The 17,603-nt window shown below is 61.2% G+C and carries 17 protein-coding genes and 1 pseudogene; 13 read left to right on the top strand and 5 right to left on the bottom strand.

What is annotated here, in order from left to right:
* The first annotated feature begins 73 nt into the window (after nucleotides 1–73).
* From trpE to ACA027_RS20835, 11 genes are all read left to right on the top strand, one after another.
* Nucleotides 74–1,585: an anthranilate synthase component I gene (gene trpE / locus ACA027_RS20885; RefSeq protein WP_370680097.1), complete on the top strand. Its 1,512-nt coding sequence runs from the start codon at nucleotides 74–76 to the stop codon at nucleotides 1,583–1,585.
* Nucleotides 1,585–1,926 carry a chorismate mutase gene (locus tag ACA027_RS20880; protein ID WP_370680096.1) on the top strand — a complete coding sequence of 114 codons (342 nt, stop codon included), beginning with the start codon at nucleotides 1,585–1,587 and terminating at the stop codon, nucleotides 1,924–1,926. Before trpE ends, ACA027_RS20880 begins: the two co-directional genes overlap by 1 nt.
* Nucleotides 1,923–2,504: an aminodeoxychorismate/anthranilate synthase component II gene (locus ACA027_RS20875; protein ID WP_370680095.1), complete on the top strand. Its 582-nt coding sequence runs from the start codon at nucleotides 1,923–1,925 to the stop codon at nucleotides 2,502–2,504. The genes ACA027_RS20880 and ACA027_RS20875 overlap by 4 nt, the downstream gene beginning before the upstream one ends.
* A gap of 159 nt (nucleotides 2,505–2,663) precedes the next feature.
* Complete coding sequence (gene trpD, locus ACA027_RS20870; protein ID WP_370682647.1) at nucleotides 2,664–3,698, top strand: anthranilate phosphoribosyltransferase; 1,035 nt, start codon at nucleotides 2,664–2,666, stop codon at nucleotides 3,696–3,698.
* Nucleotides 3,699–3,702: 4 nt separating this feature from the next.
* Nucleotides 3,703–4,320 carry a hypothetical protein gene (locus ACA027_RS20865; RefSeq protein ID WP_370680094.1) on the top strand — a complete coding sequence of 206 codons (618 nt, stop codon included), beginning with the start codon at nucleotides 3,703–3,705 and terminating at the stop codon, nucleotides 4,318–4,320.
* Between the two features lie 45 nt (nucleotides 4,321–4,365).
* Complete coding sequence (gene trpC, locus ACA027_RS20860) at nucleotides 4,366–5,202, top strand: indole-3-glycerol phosphate synthase TrpC (RefSeq protein ID WP_370680093.1); 837 nt, start codon at nucleotides 4,366–4,368, stop codon at nucleotides 5,200–5,202.
* 314 nt (nucleotides 5,203–5,516) lie between these two features.
* Nucleotides 5,517–6,236 carry a uracil-DNA glycosylase gene (locus tag ACA027_RS20855; protein WP_370680092.1) on the top strand — a complete coding sequence of 240 codons (720 nt, stop codon included), beginning with the start codon at nucleotides 5,517–5,519 and terminating at the stop codon, nucleotides 6,234–6,236.
* A gap of 159 nt (nucleotides 6,237–6,395) precedes the next feature.
* Nucleotides 6,396–7,322 carry a siderophore ABC transporter substrate-binding protein gene (locus tag ACA027_RS20850; protein WP_370680091.1) on the top strand — a complete coding sequence of 309 codons (927 nt, stop codon included), beginning with the start codon at nucleotides 6,396–6,398 and terminating at the stop codon, nucleotides 7,320–7,322.
* A gap of 73 nt (nucleotides 7,323–7,395) precedes the next feature.
* Nucleotides 7,396–8,346, top strand: a complete 951-nt coding sequence (locus ACA027_RS20845) for an ABC transporter permease (RefSeq protein ID WP_370682646.1) — start codon at nucleotides 7,396–7,398, stop codon at nucleotides 8,344–8,346.
* 51 nt (nucleotides 8,347–8,397) lie between these two features.
* Nucleotides 8,398–9,363, top strand: a complete 966-nt coding sequence (locus tag ACA027_RS20840) for an iron chelate uptake ABC transporter family permease subunit (protein WP_370682645.1) — start codon at nucleotides 8,398–8,400, stop codon at nucleotides 9,361–9,363.
* Complete coding sequence (locus ACA027_RS20835) at nucleotides 9,360–10,118, top strand: ABC transporter ATP-binding protein (protein WP_370680090.1); 759 nt, start codon at nucleotides 9,360–9,362, stop codon at nucleotides 10,116–10,118. Before ACA027_RS20840 ends, ACA027_RS20835 begins: the two co-directional genes overlap by 4 nt.
* A 19-nt stretch (nucleotides 10,119–10,137) precedes the next feature.
* Here the strand turns inward: ACA027_RS20835 and ACA027_RS20830 are convergent.
* The 3 genes from ACA027_RS20830 to ACA027_RS20820 form a co-directional block, all read right to left on the bottom strand.
* Nucleotides 10,138–11,288, bottom strand: a protein-coding gene (locus ACA027_RS20830) for an IS3 family transposase (protein WP_370680089.1) whose coding sequence is annotated in 2 segments (ribosomal slippage) — nucleotides 10,138–11,039 and nucleotides 11,039–11,288 — 1,152 coding nt in all. Because the reading frame shifts where the segments join, the coding sequence is not laid out codon by codon here.
* A gap of 60 nt (nucleotides 11,289–11,348) precedes the next feature.
* Nucleotides 11,349–12,398: a hypothetical protein gene (locus ACA027_RS20825; protein ID WP_370680088.1), complete on the bottom strand. Its 1,050-nt coding sequence runs from the start codon at nucleotides 12,396–12,398 to the stop codon at nucleotides 11,349–11,351.
* Nucleotides 12,399–12,662: 264 nt separating this feature from the next.
* A protein-coding gene (locus tag ACA027_RS20820) for an IS5 family transposase (RefSeq protein WP_370680087.1) occupies nucleotides 12,663–13,474 on the bottom strand; the annotation gives its coding sequence in 2 pieces (ribosomal slippage) (nucleotides 12,663–13,138 and nucleotides 13,138–13,474; 813 coding nt in all).
* A gap of 99 nt (nucleotides 13,475–13,573) precedes the next feature.
* Here ACA027_RS20820 and ACA027_RS20815 point away from each other — a divergent pair.
* A protein-coding gene (locus ACA027_RS20815) for an IS5 family transposase (RefSeq protein ID WP_370680086.1) occupies nucleotides 13,574–14,348 on the top strand; the annotation gives its coding sequence in 2 pieces (ribosomal slippage) (nucleotides 13,574–13,833 and nucleotides 13,832–14,348; 777 coding nt in all).
* Nucleotides 14,349–14,356: 8 nt separating this feature from the next.
* Here the strand turns inward: ACA027_RS20815 and ACA027_RS20810 are convergent.
* Complete coding sequence (locus ACA027_RS20810) at nucleotides 14,357–15,259, bottom strand: hypothetical protein (protein ID WP_370680085.1); 903 nt, start codon at nucleotides 15,257–15,259, stop codon at nucleotides 14,357–14,359.
* Nucleotides 15,260–15,413: 154 nt separating this feature from the next.
* Here ACA027_RS20810 and ACA027_RS20805 point away from each other — a divergent pair.
* Nucleotides 15,414–16,346 (top strand): annotated as a pseudogene (locus tag ACA027_RS20805) (IS5 family transposase).
* Between the two features lie 118 nt (nucleotides 16,347–16,464).
* On the opposite strand, the gene queA reads toward ACA027_RS20805, so the two are convergent.
* The gene (gene queA, locus ACA027_RS20800; protein ID WP_370680084.1) at nucleotides 16,465–17,553 is read right to left on the bottom strand and encodes a tRNA preQ1(34) S-adenosylmethionine ribosyltransferase-isomerase QueA; all 1,089 of its coding nucleotides are present in this window, start codon (nucleotides 17,551–17,553) and stop codon (nucleotides 16,465–16,467) included.
* Nucleotides 17,554–17,603 lie beyond the last annotated feature (50 nt).

Here is a 17,603-nt window from a genome sequence, read left to right as displayed (position 1 = left end):
ATGAACCTGCGGCGCTGCGCCGGCGGAACCCGCCCACGCACACAGCGCCGCCCCGCGATGGGAACTTGCTCCTGTGATCACGGAACTCGAATTCAAAAGCCTGGCCAGCGAAGGCTATAACCGCATCCCCCTGGTGACCGAGGCCTTTGCCGACCTCGAAACCCCGCTCTCCCTCTACCTCAAGCTGGCCCATGCCAGCGGTGACGGCAAATACAGCTTTTTGCTGGAGTCCGTGGTGGGTGGCGAGCGCTTTGGGCGCTACAGCTTTATCGGCCTGCCGGCACGCAGCTTTTTGCGCGCCAGCGGTTTTGGTGCTGAAGCCAAAACTGAGGTGGTGAGCGACGGCGTGGTGGTGGAGACGCATGCCGGCAACCCGCTGGACTTTATTGCTGACTACCAAAAGCGCTTCAAGGTGGCCCTGGTGCCCGGTCTGCCGCGTTTTTGTGGTGGCCTGGCCGGCTACTTCGGCTATGACGCCGTGCGCTATATCGAGAAAAAACTCGAAGCCAGTTGCCCTCCCGACTCGCTGGGCACGCCCGACATCATGCTGCTGCAGTGTGAGGAAGTGGCCGTCATCGACAACCTGTCGGGGCGGCTGTACTTCATCGTCTATGCCAACCCGGCCGAGGCCGAGGCTTACGCCAAGGCCAAACGCCGCATGCGCCAGCTCAAGGACCAGCTGCGCTACTCGGTGAGCGCGCCGCAGATCAAGGGCGGCGACAGCCACCCGGCCCAGCGCAGCTTTGCCAAGCAGGACTACCTGAAGGCCGTGGACCAGGCCAAGGAGCTGATTGCCGCGGGCGACTTCATGCAGGTCCAGGTGGGCCAGCGCATCCACAAGCGCTATACCGAGTCGCCCCTGGCGCTGTACCGCGCGCTGCGCTCGCTCAACCCCTCGCCCTATATGTATTACTACCACTTTGGAGACTTCCAGGTGGTGGGCGCCAGCCCCGAGATTCTGGTGCGCCAGGAGAAGGTGGCGGACTCGGAAGGCGGCGGCGAGAAGATCACCATACGCCCCCTGGCCGGCACACGCCCGCGCGGCGCCACGCCCGAAAAAGACAAGGCGGCCGAGCTGGAGCTGGTGAACGACCCCAAGGAACGCGCCGAGCATGTGATGCTGATCGACCTGGCGCGCAACGACATCGGTCGCATCGCCAAGACCGGCTCTGTCAAGGTGACGGAAGCCTTTGCGGTGGAGCGCTACAGCCATGTGATGCACATCGTCAGCAATGTCGAAGGCATTTTGCAGGACGGCATGACCAGCATGGATGTGCTCAAGGCCACCTTCCCGGCCGGCACGCTGTCGGGCGCACCCAAGGTGCATGCCATGGAAATCATCGACCAGCTCGAACCCACCAAGCGTGGCATCTACGGCGGCGCCGTGGGCTATCTGAGCTTTGCCGGCCATATGGACATGGCCATCGCCATCCGCACCGGCGTCATCAAGGACGGTGTGCTGTATGTGCAGGCCGCTGCCGGCGTGGTGGCCGACTCCGTCCCCGAGATGGAGTGGAAAGAAACCGAACACAAGGCGCGCGCCGTGTTGCGCGCCGCAGAACTGGTGGAAGAAGGACTCGAGTAATGACCCGCGCAATCGATAAAGTGAAAACCTGCAGCACCATGACCGAAGTGCGTGCCGGCGTGAATGCGCTGGACGACATTCTGGTGCCCCTGCTGGTGGAGCGCAGCGGCTATATGACCCAGGCCGCCACGGTGAAGAACGACGAAGGCCTGGTGCGCGATGAAGCCCGCATCCAGACCATCATCGACCGCGTGCGCCCCATGGCCGAAGCCCAGGGCGGCAATGCCGACCTGATCGAGCGCCTCTACCGCGCCATGATGGAGTGCTACATCGCCTACGAGCATGACGAGCTGGCGCGTCTGCGTGCCCAAGGCCTCAAGCCCAGAGGAGAGCCTGCATGAAGCTCTTGATGATCGACAACTACGACAGCTTTACCTACAACATCGTCCAGTACCTGGGCGAGCTGGGCGCTGACGTGACCGTGGTGCGCAACGACGAAACCACGCTGGACGCCGTGATTACGCTGGTGGCTGAAAAAGGCATTGAGCGCATCGTGGTCTCGCCCGGCCCTTGCTCGCCGGCCGAGGCCGGCATCTCGGTGGCCGCCATCCAGCACTTTGCCGGCAAGCTGCCGCTGCTGGGCGTGTGCCTGGGCCACCAGGCCATTGGCGCGGCCTTTGGCGGCGACATCATCCGCGCACAGCAGCAAATGCATGGCAAGACCAGCGTCATCACCACCGACCAGCAAGGCGTGTTTGCCGGCCTGCCTGCGCAGTTCACTGTGAACCGCTACCACTCGCTGGTGATTGACCGCCAGACGATTCCGGACTGCCTGGCCATCACCGCCACCAGCGAGGACGGCGAGATTCAGGGCGTGCGCCACAAAACGCTGGCCGTGGAGGGCGTGCAGTTCCACCCGGAAAGCATACTCACCGAGCATGGCCACGCCATGCTGAAAAACTTCCTCGAACAAAACTAAGACCCCGGGCCGCGCTGCACCACAGCCGGCCTTTTCATTTTGAGAGAGCTGCTGGTGCGCGTGCTGCCTGGGTTTTCAAGCAAAAACAAACGCAACACCAGGCGCAGAGCGCATCTGCAGCTTCACAAGCAATAGCAAAGGAATTGGGCCATGGCGACCATCAACACCATCACCCCCCAGGAAGCGCTGCAGCGCACCATCGAGCACCGCGAAATCTTTCACGACGAGATGCTGCACCTGATGCGCATGATCATGCGCGGCGAGCTCTCGCCCGTGATGACGGCGGCCATCGTCACCGGTCTGCGTGTGAAGAAGGAAACCATTGGCGAAATCGCCGCCGCCGCCGAGGTGATGCGCGAGTTCTCCAACAAGGTGGTCGTACACGACAAGAGCGGCCTGGTGGACATCGTGGGCACCGGCGGCGACGGCGCCAACACCTTCAATATCTCCACCTGCTCCACCTTTGTGATCGCGGCCGCCGGCGGCAAGGTCAGCAAACATGGTGGGCGCAGCGTCAGCAGCAAAAGCGGCAGCGCCGACGCCATGGAAGCCCTGGGCATCAACATCATGCTGCAGCCGGCCCAGATTGCCGACTGTATACGCGATGTGGGCATAGGATTCATGTTCGCGCCCAACCACCACCCGGCCATGAAGAATGTGGCCCCGGTGCGCAAGGAGCTGGGCGTGCGCACCATCTTCAACATCCTGGGTCCGCTGACCAACCCGGCCGGGGCGCCCAACATCCTCATGGGCGTGTTCCACGAAGACCTGGTCGGCATCCAGGTGCGTGCCCTGCAGCGCCTGGGCGCCGAGCATGCGCTGGTGGTCTATGGCCGCGACGGTCTGGACGAAATCAGCCTGGGCGCGGGCACCCTGGTGGGCGAGCTCAAAGACGGCGTGGTGCGCGAATACGAGGTCCACCCCGAGGACTTTGGCCTGCGCATGGCTGGCACCCGGGCGCTGAAGGTGGAGAATCCCGAGGAATCCAAGGCCATGCTGCTGGGCGTGCTGCAGGGCGAGCAAGGCCCGGCGCGCGACATCGTCTGCCTGAATGCGGGCGCCGCGCTCTATGCGGCCAATGTGGCCAGCAGCATTGAAGATGGCCTCCTGCGCGCCCAGCAGGCGCTGGACAGCGGCGCCGCCCTGCAAAAGCTGCAGCAGCTGGCGGCTTACACCAGCGCGCTGACTGCCTGAGCGTATGGGTACACCTTCGTTGCGCGAAGCACTGGCATCGTTGCAGCAGATGGTGGAGTGCGACACCCGTTGGCAGTTGCCGGAATATGTGCAGCTGACGCCGCCCGCCTGGATGGCGTTGCCGCGCCTGCTGGTGCCGGCCTTGGCCGTGTTGTTGTGGCTGGCCTTTGCCGGGTCGGCCGGCACCATGGAGTTGGCAGTACTGACGGCCGTGCTCGGAGTGGGTTGTGTGGCGCATGTCCGACTGGGCCGACGTCGCAGCCTGCTGCTGGGAGAAGGCAGCTTGCGTGCCGACCAGGGGCGTGGTTGCTGCGTGGAGGTGTTGCAGCGGGTGGTGTCTACACAGGGTGTGGAGCCGGCGCTGCAATGCACGCTGGAGCACGCTCAGGATTGGAGCGTGGGCTGTGTGGCTTTCACCGACCGGCCCCGCAGGCGCTATGGCTGGCGTGTGGAATTACGCCATGTCCGCCGTGGGCCGGTGCTGCGCCTGTGTACAGTGCTGCATGAAGGTCACGCGGTGCAGCAGCTGGATGCGCTCGATACGCTGGTGAACCATATGGCTGCACGCCTGGGCATACGTCGCTCGGGCGCGGCCCTTGCTGCGGCATCCGTGCCCCCCTGATTTCCCCGGCTGGGCGCCAGCTGGGCTACCGAGAAAGAATTTTCCATGTCTGACATTCTGAAAAAAATCTGCGACGTCAAGGTCGAGGAAGTGGCCGCTGCCAAGCAGCGCATGCCGCTGGAAGCCATGCGCCGCGACGCCGAAAGCCGCGTCAGCACGCGCGACTTTGTGGGCGCCATGCGCGCCAAGATCGCCCACGGCCAGGCCGCGGTGATTGCCGAAATCAAAAAAGCCAGCCCCAGCAAAGGCGTGATCCGTGCGGATTTTGATCCGGCCGACATCGCCCAAAGCTATATGGTGGGCAATAGCAACACCAAGGCCAAGATCCACGGCAATGCCACGGCGGCCTGCCTGTCGGTGCTGACCGACCGCCAGTTTTTTCAGGGCGAGCCCGACTTTCTGAAGCAGGCCCGCGCCAGCACCTTGCTGCCCGTGCTGCGCAAGGACTTCATGGTCGACCCCTACCAAATCTATGAGTCGCGCGCCATGGGGGCCGACTGCGTGCTACTGATCGCCGCCTGCCTGGAAGACGGTCTGATGGCCGAGATGGAGCAGATCGCCCGCAGCCTGGATATGGCCGTGCTGGTGGAGGTGCATGACGGCGCCGAGCTGGAGCGGGCGCTCAAGCTCAAGACGCCGCTGGTGGGCATCAACAACCGCAATCTGCGCAGCTTTGAGGTCGACATCCAGACCACACTGGCGCTGCAAAAGAATGTGCCGGCCGATCGCCTGCTGGTGACCGAGTCTGGCATCCAGACCAAGGACGATGTGAAGACCATGCGCGACGCGGGCATCAACGCCTTCTTGGTGGGCGAGGCATTCATGCGTGCGGATGAACCGGGTGAAGCTCTGGCCGCCCTGTTCGCTCACCCCAAGAAGTAAGTTAAAGCCTTGCGGCTTTGTGGCTGCCCTGTGGCAAGGCGTCCATACGGCGCTTCATGCTTTGTTGCGCGCCCTTGCCGTACCGGCGTACTGTCTGCGGGCCCGCGCCGCGCCTGAAGCGCCGTCTGGCCGTTGTGGGGGCTGGTTGGATTGCAGTGACGCTGCACAGGCCCACTCCGGCAGGTATTCCAAAGCCCGGCCTTGCTTCGCCAGTTCACGGCGATCGCGCTAGGATGCAGGCAAGCACAGTGCTCCCAAAAAAGTGAGCGGTCTGTGCTTGCCTTTCTTGTTCTTGAGTATGAATGTGGCCTGAAATGACCGATACAAGCGCACCAGCTGCTACGCAATTGATGAGTGCCAACCCCAGCGATTGGGCGGTGGCACCGGGCTGGCAGGCTGCGGTGGATGCGTTTTTTTTCTCGCCCACCGGCCAGCAATTGCTGGACTATCTGCAGCAGCGCCTGGATGAGGGCGCTGCCATTTTTCCGCCCCAGCCGCTGCGTGCGTTGGAGCTGACGGCGCCGGAAGATGTGCGCCTGGTCATCCTGGGCCAGGATCCCTACCACGGCCGTGGCCAGGCCGAGGGGCTGGCGTTTTCCGTGGCCTCGGGCGTGCGCCTGCCGCCCTCGCTGCAGAACATATTCAAGGAAATCCAGCGCGATCTGGGTCAGCCATTTCCGCCGTTTCCGCAACCGGGTGGCAGCCTGGTGAAGTGGGCGCAAAACGGTGTGCTGCTGCTCAACACCTGTTTGACGGTGGAAGAGGGCCAGGCCGCCAGCCACAGCAAGCGTGGCTGGGAGCTGCTGACCGATGCCATCATTCGCCAGGTGGCCGAGCAGGGCCGGCCCACGGTCTTCATGCTCTGGGGCAACCATGCCCAGTCCAAGCGCGTGCTGATTCCCCAGGACCGTGGCCATCTGGTGCTGACCAGCAACCACCCCTCGCCCCTGTCTGCACTGCGCCCACCCGTGCCTTTTATTGGCAACGGCCATTTCAGCGCGGCCAAGCATTTCCGCGAACAGCACGGCTACTGAGAAGCCGGCCCTGGGCTTGGGGAGCTAACACGCACGCTTGGCAGCGGGCGGCGTGGATATCGCACATCCTGCATTGGTATTGAACTTTTACTGAGAATGATTCTCATAAAATTGTTTCAATGGGCTACATGGCCCGGTGCAATGCAAAGGATGGAAGCTATGCAAGGTTTGTGGACACGCCGCCAGACGCTGGCGGGCTTGGGATTGGCGTTGAGCCTGTCGTGGTCGGCGGCGCAGGCCGCAAATGTGACGGTGAAGGACAACCGGGGTGAGGTGTCGCTGCCGCTGCAGCCCAAGACCGTGGTGGTGTATGACCTGGGCGCGCTGGACATCATCCAGAGCCTGGGCGGCGCCGTGCATGGCGTGCCCAACCAGGCACTGCCGCCGTTGCTGGCCGCGTACAAGGACCAGGCCAAGTACCCGCAAGTGGGCAGCCTGTTCGAGCCTGACTACGAAAAACTCAAGGCGCTCAAGCCCGACCTCATCATTGCCGGCAACCGCACGCTGCCCAAGATTGCCGAGCTTTCCAAGTTCGCGCCCGTGCTGGATGTGACGGTGGGTGACGGGGACCAGCTGACGCAGATCTACCGCAACATCCGCTCGATTTCCGCCATCTACGGCATGCCGCAAAAGGGCGAGGAGCAGATCCAGACCATCGCGTCGGAAATCGCCGCACTGAAGACCAAGGCACAAAAGCAGGGCAGCGCCCTGATGCTGATGACCAATGGCGGCAAGATGAGCGTCTACGGCCCGGGATCGCGCTTTGACATGCTGTATGCGGTGTTTGGTGTGCAGCCGGTCAAGGACAAGATCGAGGTCTCCAAGCATGGCCAGGCCGTGTCTTTTGAGTACCTGCTCAAGACCAATCCCGATTGGTTGCTGGTGCTGGACCGTGATGCCGCCATCGGCCGCGAAGGCGCTTCGGCACGCAAGCTGCTGGACAACAAGCTGGTGCACGCCACCAAGGCCTGGCGCAACCAGCACATCGTCTATCTGAACGCGGCCAACTGGTATTTGCTGTCCAACGCTGGCCCGGGCGCGCTCAGGGAGAACCTGAAGCAGCTGTCCGATGCCTTCGGCCAGTAACCCTTCCGTCTCCCCGGTCCACTGCAGCCGCGCGCGTTCACCGCAGCGCTGGCTGCAGGGCAGCGTCCAGCTCATGCTCACTGCGGTCGTGTTGACCGCTTTGGCCGTGGGCAGCTTGGCCGTGGGTGTCAGCGATGTGCGCTGGGACACGCTGTGGAGCCACAGCGAAGATGATGTGATGGCCCAGGTGCTGATGTATTCGCGCGTGCCGCGCACCCTGGCCCTGGTGCTGGCGGGCTCGGCCATGGCCGTGGCCGGGCTGCTGATGCAGATGCTGGCGCGCAACCATTTTGTGGAGCCCTCCACCGTGGGCACGGTGGAGTCGGCCACGCTGGGCATGCTGGTGTGCATGCTGTGGGCGCCGGATTGGCCGGTGATGGCCAAGATGGGTGTGGCGGCGCTGTTTGCGCTGGCGGGCACGGGGTTGTTCATTGGCGCGCTGTCGCGCATACGCCTGCGTTCGGCCTGGATCGTGCCCCTGGTGGGCCTGATTCTGGCCGGGGTGATCGAGGCCGGCACCATGTTCCTGGCCTACCAGCACGACATGATCCAGTCGCTGCGTGCCTGGTCGAATGGTGACTTTTCCGCCATTGTCGATGGCCGCTATGAAATGCTGTATTTGTCGCTGGCCGTCACCGTGGTGGCCTGCCTGGCGGCGGACCGCTTTACCGTGGCCGGCCTGGGCGAATCCTTTGCCACCAACCTGGGTCTGAACTACAAGGCCTTGGTCTGGCAGGGCCTGATCGTGGTGGCCGTGGTGACGGCCTGCATTGTGGTCACCGTGGGCAGCATTCCCTTTGTGGGCCTGATCGTGCCGAATGTGGTGCGCCTGCTGGTGGGCGACAACGTGCGCCGCAGCGTGCTGTGGGTGGCGGCGGCCGGTGCCGGCCTGACGCTGGCCTGCGATCTGGTGGGGCGCCTGGTGATTGCGCCCTATGAGATCCCCGTGGGCACGGTGATGGGCGTGGTGGGCAGCGCGTTGTTCCTGGTCATTTTGCTGCGCCAAAGAAAGCGTGAGGGCTGAGCCATGCAGACAGTGAATGCGAGGGCTGCAGTGGCCGTCGAGCGCGTGGGCATGCAGCCCGGCCGCTGGCAGCGCATGGGTGTGCGGCTGGGCGCTTTGGCGCTACTGGCCCTGCTGGCGATTACCGCCTTTATGACCGTGGGCGTGGAGGCCGACTGGGCCTTTGTGCTGCAGCATCGGGGCACCAAGCTGGTGGCCATGGTGGTGGTGGCTGCGGCCCTGGGCATGTCCACCGTGGTGTTCCAGACCGTGACACACAACACCATCCTCACGCCAGCGGTGATGGGTCTGGATGCGCTTTACCAGCTGCTGCAGGCCGTGCTGGTGTTGACGCTGGGAGCGGTGGGCGTGGTGGCCCTGGGCATGGTGCCCAAGTTCGGGCTGGAGATTGTCTGCATGGCAGGCCTGAGCGTGCTGCTGGTGCGCTGGCTGTTTGCCGGCCATGCCAGCAGCCTGCATCTGATGCTGTTGGTGGGCATGGTGGCGGGCATTTTGTTTCGCAGCCTGACCAGCTTTGCCATGCGCATGATCGACCCCAATGAGTTCGCCACGCTGCAGGACCGCATGTTCGCCAACTTCAACACCATACAGACACCGTTGCTGCTGCCAGCAGGTGCTCTGCTGCTGTTGGGCGGCCTTTTTTTCTGGCGACAGCGCCATGTGCTGGATGTGCTGGCCCTGGGGCGTGAGGCGGCCATCAACCTGGGTTTGAACTACCGCCGCCAGGTGCTGCAGCTGCTGGTGGTGGTCTGCACCATGGTGGCCATATCGACCGCGCTGGTGGGGCCGGTGACCTTCTTTGGCCTGCTGGTGGCGAATATGGCCTACCAGTGGATGGGCACGCGCCGCCATGCCTGGGTGCTGCCCGCCGTGGTGCTGTGGGGTGCCATCTTGCTGCTGGGCGGTCAGGTGGCGCTGGAGCGGGTGCTGGGCTTCAACTCGGCGCTGTCGGTGGTGGTGGAGTTTGTGGGTGGCCTGGTCTTTATCTGGCTGCTGATGCGCAAGGGAAAGCAATGATTGAGACGCGTGACATCGTCAAGCGCCACGGCAGCACCACGGTGTTGCATGGCGTGACGGTGCAGATTCCGGAGCAAAAGTTCACGGCCATCATCGGCCCCAATGGCGCGGGTAAGAGCACGCTGCTGTCGCTGGTGAGCCGGTTGATGCCGATTTCCAGCGGCAGTGCCAGCGTGGCCGGGCTGGATGTGACCACCACAGCCAGCGATGCGCTGGCCAGGGTGATGGCCATTTTGCGCCAGGAAAACCAGAGCACGCTGCGCCTGACGGTGCGCGATCTGGTGGGCTTTGGCCGCTTTCCGCACAGCAAGGGCCGCATGACGGAAGAAGACCTGCGCCATGTGGACGAGGCGCTGGAATATCTGCACCTGCAGGAGCTGGCAGGGCGCTTTCTGGACGAGCTCTCCGGCGGCCAGCGTCAGCGCGCCTACATCGCCATGGTGCTATGCCAGGACACGCCTTACATCTTGCTGGACGAGCCTCTGAACAACCTGGACATGGCCCATGCTGTGACCATGATGAAGCTGCTGCGCCGCATGGTGGACGAGCGTGGCAAGACCGTGGTGGTGGTGCTGCACGACATCAACTTTGCCAGCTGCTATGCCGACCATATCCTGGCCATGCAGGCCGGCCGCATGGCCCATGCCGGCCCGCCCGAGGCCGTGGTGCGCGATGAGGTGTTGAGCCAGCTCTACGGTATCCCAGTCTCGGTGCATGAGGTTCAGGGACAAAGGCTGTGTCACTATTTTACGTGAGTGAATCGACCAGCTTTTCCTAGATAGCTACCGGCCTCACGGAATTGCGTCTCTCGAACTCTACGGGAGACATGCCATCCGCAGACGAATGTCTGCGGATGGGGTTATAGAACATCTCGATGTAGCCAAAGATTGCGCTGCGCGCTTCTTGCCTTGTCGCATAGGTGTGTTTGCGAATGCGCTCACACTTGAGCAACTGGAAGAAACTCTCCGCCACGGCGTTGTCGTGGCAATTGCCTCGCCTGCTCATGCTGGGCTGCAGGTTGTGGCCTGCGAGGAAGCGCTGCCATTCATGGCTGGTGAATTGGCAGCCTTGATCGGAATGCACAACGACCGTATTGCGGGGCCTTCTCCGCCAGACAGCCATGTGCAAGGCATCAAGAGCCAACTGGGTGTCAATGCGGCTGCCCGTGGACCAGCCAACTACTTGCCGGGAATACAGGTCGATCACCGCAGCCAAGTACAGCCAGCCCTCGTGCGTAGCGATATACGTGATGTCGGTGACCCAGGCGGTATTGGGTTCACTGACTTTGAACTGTTGCTCCAACAGGTTAGGCGCAACTATGGCTGCAGCACCGCCCCGTGGACGTGGCCGCTTGCCATAGCCTCTTTGTGCCTTCAATCCTTCATGACGCAATAGCTTGGCAACGCGATGCCTACTGCAACCTTCACCCAAGTCACGCATATCCAGGGTCAGTTTGCGATAGCCATAAACGCCGCCGCTCTCCAGCCAAGCCTGTTTGAGCAAGCCCAGCAACCTGCGGTCATCAACCGCACGTTTGCTTTCTGGTTTGGCCTTCCAGGTGTAGTAGCCGCTGGGGTGCAGCCGCAGCATGCGACACATCCGCAAGACGCTGTAGACCTTCTGATGCCTGGCGATAAAGGCGTACTTCAGTCGGACTGGCGAGCGAAGTACGCCGCCGCTTTTTTTAGGATGTCACGCTCCTCTGTGACCCGCTTGAGCTCGGACTTCAGGCGACGCAGCTCTTCGCTTTGGCTCACTTGCTGGGCTCGTTGCGCTGCTGGGATTTGTTGCTGGCGAACCCATTTGTACAGGCTATGTGCACTCACGCCTAGGCGGCGTGAGACATCGGCCACGCTGTGGCCGTGTTCCAGGATTTGCTTGGCTGCTTCAATCCTGAATTCTTCGGGGTAACGTTGACTGCTCATAAGGACTCCTATTGGAACGGAAATAGGAGGCTTTGAACTATCTACAAAACTCTGGTCGATTCACTCCCCGTCATCGTTGTCCAGCAGTCGTTGTAGAGCACCTTCTCGCCACAGTGCTAGCAACCCACCTAGGAGTCCCCCCAGTACACTGCCTAGCAGCAGAATGAGCCATGGTTGCGGTGATTTTGAACGCTCCGGTGCAATGATCTGACCATCCATATGGATGATGGCAAAGTCGCGTGCCGCGGCCTGGTGTTCCTTGAGCAAACGTAGCTGCGCTTCAGCCGCTCGCAATCCGTCAACAAAAGGTGCCTCGTCCTCTCGGCGCTTGAGGACATCAATTTCGGCTTGCAACGATCTGGTGCCACGTGCATAGAGTTGCGAACCATCCATATAGGGGGCCAAACCGTCTTGTTGAGGTGGTTGCATGCGCGTGATTTGCGGCTCATGCTGGCCCACGGCCTGGGCCACCTGCAATGCCTCATCCAACAGCGCCAGACGATCTTGACGCATGGTTTGTGAGACCCGCAAACGCTCCTGCCAGTCTTGCTCCGTATTGTGTATGAGCAAGGAGACCGATTTTTCCGAGTCGGTAAGCAAGGCTGTTTTGGCATCCTGCTCCACTTGTGTCAGAAAGTCCGTTGCCCACTGTGCTGCTTGACTCCCCGTGGGCGCAACGACCTGGATGCTGTATAGCATCCGCCCTTTGGGTGGCGGAGGTGTCATGCGCAAAACATGGTGCTTCATGCCAGAAAAAAGCGCTTGTTCAGCAGCAGCTGAAGCCGGTCGCTGTGCTTGAGCTGGCAAATAGGTCTCGGCAAAGAAGCGCTGTAGAGCCTCGTCGCTCAGCAGGCGGCGTGTGAAATAGGTATAGACCTGCTCAGGAGTGAATGGCTCCAGCCCAGAGTCTGGAGAGCGTCCTTGGTTGAGCTGGATCAATTCATTGTTATAGGGTGCATCCAAATAGGCTCGAACCTCATATAGAGGCTGGCGCATTGCAACGCTGGCTGCAGAAATGAGCAAGCCAGCAAAAAATGTTCCGCCTATTAAGAGTCTCTGGCGTTTGAAAAAAACAAAAGCATGAGAAAGTAAAGAATTGTCAGTACGCACGAAGGATAAAACCCGGATAAAGGCCAAAAACCTGCCAAGTTTATATGGTTTGCCAGGCTTCGCGAAGACCCAACCAGTCTGATGAATTACGTCGGTGCCACTTAAGGAAAGCTTTTGACTATCGGTTCAGAAGTCACACAATGCAGAAAATATGCACTCCCCATATTGAGGGATGCTTATTCAGCTCTCGGCCCGAAATTTCGCAGCTTGGTTTTAAACACAAACCTGCGATTCGCCGAGAGGTGTTGGCCGCATTTAGAGCGGCTAATAAAACACAGGCAGGTTGCGAGCGCATATGACACCGCACCCCAGGGAAAGCAGGGCCAGATGAACGTCGATGCGACGCTCGAAACGGGTACGCAGCTTGCCGAAGGTGGCCAGCCAAGAGTGAGTGCGTTCGACCGCCCAGCGGTGGCGCCTGAGACGGTCATTACGCTCGATCCCCCTGCGTGCGATGCGATTCTTGATTCCGCGGCGCTTGAGGTGGGCGCGGCACCTCGCATAGTCATAGCCCTTGTCCGCATGCAGCTTGTCTGGACACCTGCGCGGCCTGCCCTGCTTGCCGCCCACAGCCGGCAGAGCGTCAACCAATTCCTCGAAGACCACCGAGTCATGACGGTTGGCCCCGGTCACGCAGAAGATCAATGGGATGCCTTGGCGATCCGTGATGAGATGGCGCTTGCTGCCGAGTTTGCTCCGATCCGTGGGGTTGGGCCCCGTGTACGGGCCCCCCGGGGGCTGGGCACGCTGGCCCCATCCACGCTGACTCGGCTGAAGTCGAGCTTGTCGGCGTTGCGCAGTTCGCTCAGCAACTGCAGATGCAGGCTGTGCCAAACGCCCGCAGCTTGCCAGTCTCGCAGCCACCTCCAGCACGTCATGCCACTGCCGAAGCCCAGCTCCTGCGGAAGTTCTTCCCAAGGGATGCCAGTGCGCAGCACAAAAAGGATGCCATTCAAGGCCAACTCGTCACTCAGTCGTGGTCTGCCTCCCTTGGGCGATAGCTTCACGAAGGGTAGCAACGGCTCGATCCTTTTGTACAGCGCCGCGCCAACTTCCTTGTTTCTCTTTCTTCCCATGCACTATCAAACGCACAGCCTGCCCTTGGTGATGACAGGCTTTTGTTAGCCGTTCTTAGAGCGTGTTCAAAGTCTCGCCAGATGTGAGAAGCTCGCAGGATGAGAAAAGGCTACCCCAGCGATATCAAGCGCGAGCAGTTCGAAGTGATCCGGCCAATGCTGGAGAGTGCGCGCAAAAGGACGGCCCCACGCAAGGTGGAGCTTTACGAGGTGTTCTGCGCCGTGCTGTATCTGCTGCGCACGGGCTGCCAGTGGCGAGCGCTGCCCAGCGACTTTCCCAAGTGGCGCACGGTGCATTCGTACTGGGCGATCTGGAGCGAGCCCCGCGAGGAAGGCAGCCTGCTGGAGCAGGCTTTAAAAAAATCAGGTTGGCGCGGCCCGCGAGAAACTGGGGCGCAACGCATGCAGCGCGTTCTTGATCATCGACGCGCAGAGCGTGAAGAACAGGGACACGGTGGGGCTGAAGGGCTATGACAAGGTCTGTGGGATCAAGCGGCACATTGCGGTGGACACCCAGGGGCTGCCACATGCCATTGCGGTGACCACGGCTGAGGTAACGGACCGCAAAGGTGCCCTGCAGCGCTGTAAGCGGACGCTGGGGCGGGTGCAAGGCGTGTTGTGCGACAGCGGCTACGTGGGTCAGCCCTTTGCGCAGGGCGTACAAGAGATTCTGGGCGAGCACGTGACGGTGCAAATCGCCAAGAGAAGCGAGATGCACAGCTTCAAGGTCATGCCCAAGCGCTGGGTAGTGGAGCGCAGCTTCGCCTGGCTGGAGAAGAACAGGAGGTTGTGGAAAAACTGCGAGCGTTGGCTCAACACCAGCTTGCAGTTCGTCCATCTGGCGTTCTTGGGGTCCTTGCTCAGGAGACTTTGAACACGTTCTTAGCGCTTGCTGTCAGATCGGCCGAAAGCGGCGCGCAGACGTGTGACTTTTTGGGCTTGCTCCGGTCGCTGCCAATTGCTTTGCATGGCATGGCGGGTCAGGACGAAAAGCAGTAGCAACATGGCGCTGGCCAATGTGGCAATGCTGACAATCAGCAGAGGCTTGGGTTTTATGGAGTGCTCGGGCAGCGTGGGCGTTTGCACCATGTCCTCATCGGTCAGCCCCTCCATTTGGGTTTGCAGCGTGACAATGGCCCGCATGCGATTGCTGTTGGCATCCAGCAGCTCACCATACAGCCTGGCCATCTGGTCGGTGACACGGCCTTTTTGCAGCTGTTGGGTGATGGTTTGTTCCAGCTGATTGCCCTCGGCCAGGCGATCTTGCTCGGTCTGCAAAAGTCCTTGTAGCCTGCGCAGCTCGTCTCCACGGGGAACAGAGAGTGGGCGCAGATGGAGCCAAACCGCTGCATTGAGTTGTTGCGCCTGCTCGGGTGATGGGCCGAAAGTTCGCAAGGTGACCAGCTTGTCTTGGCGCCCTGTGCTGGCGTGCACCAATTGGGACATCAACTGGTGCCGTGCAGCCTTTGACTGGTCTTTGGCAATGCCCAAATCGAGTGCAACACTGTCCAGAAAATCGGCCGAATTGCTCAGGCTGATGATGGCAGAGGGAGAAATGCGGATGCCGGATTTGTCTGCATCCAGCATGGAAACGCTCTCAAAGCTTTTTGGCAACCACAGACTCACCAGCAAGCAGGAGAGGCCTATGACCAGAGGGGCAATGGTGAGCAGCTTGATGTGTTCGGCCAGCACGATCAAGAGATCCAGCAGGTCAATCTCATCCGTGTTTTCTGCTGCGGCTGGGGAAGGGGCTATGACTGCGGGTGTGCTGGGTGGCATGAGCATGGAATACCAGAACGAAATGTATCGAATCTAGCATTTCATCTTGCTTCTTTGTGCCACTTTACATTGATTTGCAATATCGGTATTTTATTTGTAACCCATGTTTTGAGCGGCGCTGTTGCACAAATCATCTCTTGGCAGCAGGTAGGCTTGGGAGATGAGCAAGCCCCTTCAGACCAAGCCCCGATATCGCACCACCAACTGGGCGCAGTACAACGCAGCGCTCAAGGCACGCGGATCGCTGGCGGTCTGGTTTGACAGACGCATGGGCTGGTTTGCCGCAGCCAGCGGCAAACGCGGGCGAAGCCCGAAGTTCTCGGATGCTGCCATCCAGTTCTGCCTGACTATCAAGAACCTATTTGGCTTGGCTTTGCGGCAAACCACCGGCTTCGTGCAGCCCTTGCTCACCCTGTCAGGCCTGCATTGGCCTGTGCCAGACTTCAGCACGCTGTGCCGCAGGCAGCGCAGCCTGGATGTGCAGGTTCCGTACCAACCCAGCTCCGGCGGGTTGCATTTGCTGCTCGACTCTACAGGCATCAAGTTCCTGGGGGAAGGCGAATGGAAATGCAAAAAACACGGTGCTGAACGCCGACGCCAATGGAGCAAGCTGCACATCGGCATCGAATGCCCAGACACTGCAGGTGCGGGCTATCTGCGTCACAACCAACGATGTCAGTGATGCTGCTGTCGTGCCTGAGTTGCTGGCACAGCTTCCTGCCGAGGAACCCTTGCTGAGCCTCACGGGTGACGGCGCTTATGACACGCAGACTGTATATGCCACCGTGATAGAGCGCAGCGCCATCCCTATCATTCCCCCGAGAAAGAATGCCCGGATCGCACAGGCGATGCCTTTGCGTTGCGCAATGCGGCTATCGCCGCATGCAGGCGACTGGGGCGCAAGATCTGGAAATGCTGGAGCGGCTATCACCGACGCAGTCTGGTAGAGACCAAGATGAACTGCATCAAACGGCTGGGCGAGCGGGTGATGTCCAGAACGTTCGAGCGCCAAGTCAACGAACTGCACATTCGATGCGCCATCCTCAATCGATTCATAGAGCTGGGCCGTCCGCAGACGACCGCTGTGGCATAGCTACGCCTGGGGTTGGGGGAGGCTTGGCCTCAGCGGATTTGTGCAACAGCGCCTCGTCCGGGATGCGATGCTTATTAAAGCGTTGGCTGCTTCCGTTTTTAATGGAGTTTGAAAGGCCTCAGCGGCGTCTCTCCAGCAACATGGAGTCGCCGTAGCTGAAGAAGCGGTATTCGTTTTGCACCGCGTGCTGGTAGAGCTCCGTGATGTGCTTGTAGCCTGCAAAGGCACTGACCAGCATCATCAGCGTGCTTTTGGGCAGGTGGAAGTTGGTGACCAGGCAGTCCACGACGCGGAATTCAAAACCGGGGGTGATGAAGATATTGGTGTCGCCCGAGATCTGCCCGGTCCGCGCCCAGGATTCCAGGGTGCGCACGCTGGTGGTACCCACGGCCACAATGCGGCCGCGCCGCTGGCGGCAGCGCTCGAGAGCGGCCAGGGTGGTCAGCGGAATGTTGTACCGCTCGCTGTGCATCTGGTGCTCTGCAATGTTTTCCACCTTCACAGGCTGGAAGGTGCCCGCGCCCACATGCAGCGTGACGGCAGCGGTTTCCACGCCTTTTTCTTTCAGCGCGGCCAGCACCTGTGCATCAAAGTGCAGGGCGGCGGTGGGGGCTGCCACGGCGCCGGGGTGGCTGGCGAATACGGTCTGGTAGCGCTCGGTGTCCTCGGCTTCGTCCGGGTCCTCGTCACTGTTCTGGTTGCGGGCGATATAGGGCGGCAGCGGCAGATGGCCGAACTGCTCCATCAGCTCCCATGGGGTTTGGCCCTGTTCACCTTCCAGGGCAAAGCGAAACAGCGGGCCGCTTTCATCGGGCCAGCGGCCCAGCAGCACGCCGTCAAAACCGCCACGGCCCTTGCCGCCGTGCAGATGCACCTTGGCTCCGGGCAGTGGTTTTTTGCTGACCTTCATATGGGCCACAACCTCGTTGCCTTCGAGCACGCGCTCGATCAGCAGCTCCAGCTTTCCGCCGCTGGCCTTCTCTCCAAACACGCGGGCCTTGACGACCTTGGTGTCGTTGAAGACCAGTAGATCGCCTTCGTGCAGCAGCTCTGGCAGCTCTTTGAACACGCGGTCCACAAAAGGCTGCTGGCGGCCATCCAGCAGGCGCGAGGCACTGCGCTCGGCGGCAGGGTGTTGGGCAATCAGATGCTCGGGCAGAGCAAAGTCGAAATCACTGAGGGTATGGGCGCGGGGACTGAAAGACATGCTGTTCTTGAGGGCTTGACAAGCCCGTTCCAAGGTCGAAACCGAAAAAC

This window comes from Comamonas sp. GB3 AK4-5, assembly GCF_041320665.1.
Taxonomy (GTDB): Bacteria; Pseudomonadota; Gammaproteobacteria; order Burkholderiales; family Burkholderiaceae_C; genus Comamonas.
This window is presented reverse-complemented; position numbering and strand designations above follow the sequence as displayed.

Coding starts and splice junctions, on each gene's coding strand:
- ACA027_RS20845 (WP_370682646.1), top strand. CDS start 7,396: ATGCTCACTGCGGTCGTGTTGACCGCTTTGGCCGTGGGCAGCTTGGCC.
- ACA027_RS20850 (WP_370680091.1), top strand. CDS start 6,396: ATGCAAGGTTTGTGGACACGCCGCCAGACGCTGGCGGGCTTGGGATTG.
- trpC (WP_370680093.1), top strand. CDS start 4,366: ATGTCTGACATTCTGAAAAAAATCTGCGACGTCAAGGTCGAGGAAGTG.
- ACA027_RS20875 (WP_370680095.1), top strand. CDS start 1,923: ATGAAGCTCTTGATGATCGACAACTACGACAGCTTTACCTACAACATC.
- ACA027_RS20855 (WP_370680092.1), top strand. CDS start 5,517: ATGACCGATACAAGCGCACCAGCTGCTACGCAATTGATGAGTGCCAAC.
- queA (WP_370680084.1), bottom strand. CDS start 17,553: ATGTCTTTCAGTCCCCGCGCCCATACCCTCAGTGATTTCGACTTTGCT.
- ACA027_RS20880 (WP_370680096.1), top strand. CDS start 1,585: ATGACCCGCGCAATCGATAAAGTGAAAACCTGCAGCACCATGACCGAA.
- ACA027_RS20835 (WP_370680090.1), top strand. CDS start 9,360: ATGATTGAGACGCGTGACATCGTCAAGCGCCACGGCAGCACCACGGTG.
- ACA027_RS20865 (WP_370680094.1), top strand. CDS start 3,703: ATGGGTACACCTTCGTTGCGCGAAGCACTGGCATCGTTGCAGCAGATG.
- ACA027_RS20810 (WP_370680085.1), bottom strand. CDS start 15,259: ATGCTCATGCCACCCAGCACACCCGCAGTCATAGCCCCTTCCCCAGCC.
- ACA027_RS20840 (WP_370682645.1), top strand. CDS start 8,398: ATGCAGCCCGGCCGCTGGCAGCGCATGGGTGTGCGGCTGGGCGCTTTG.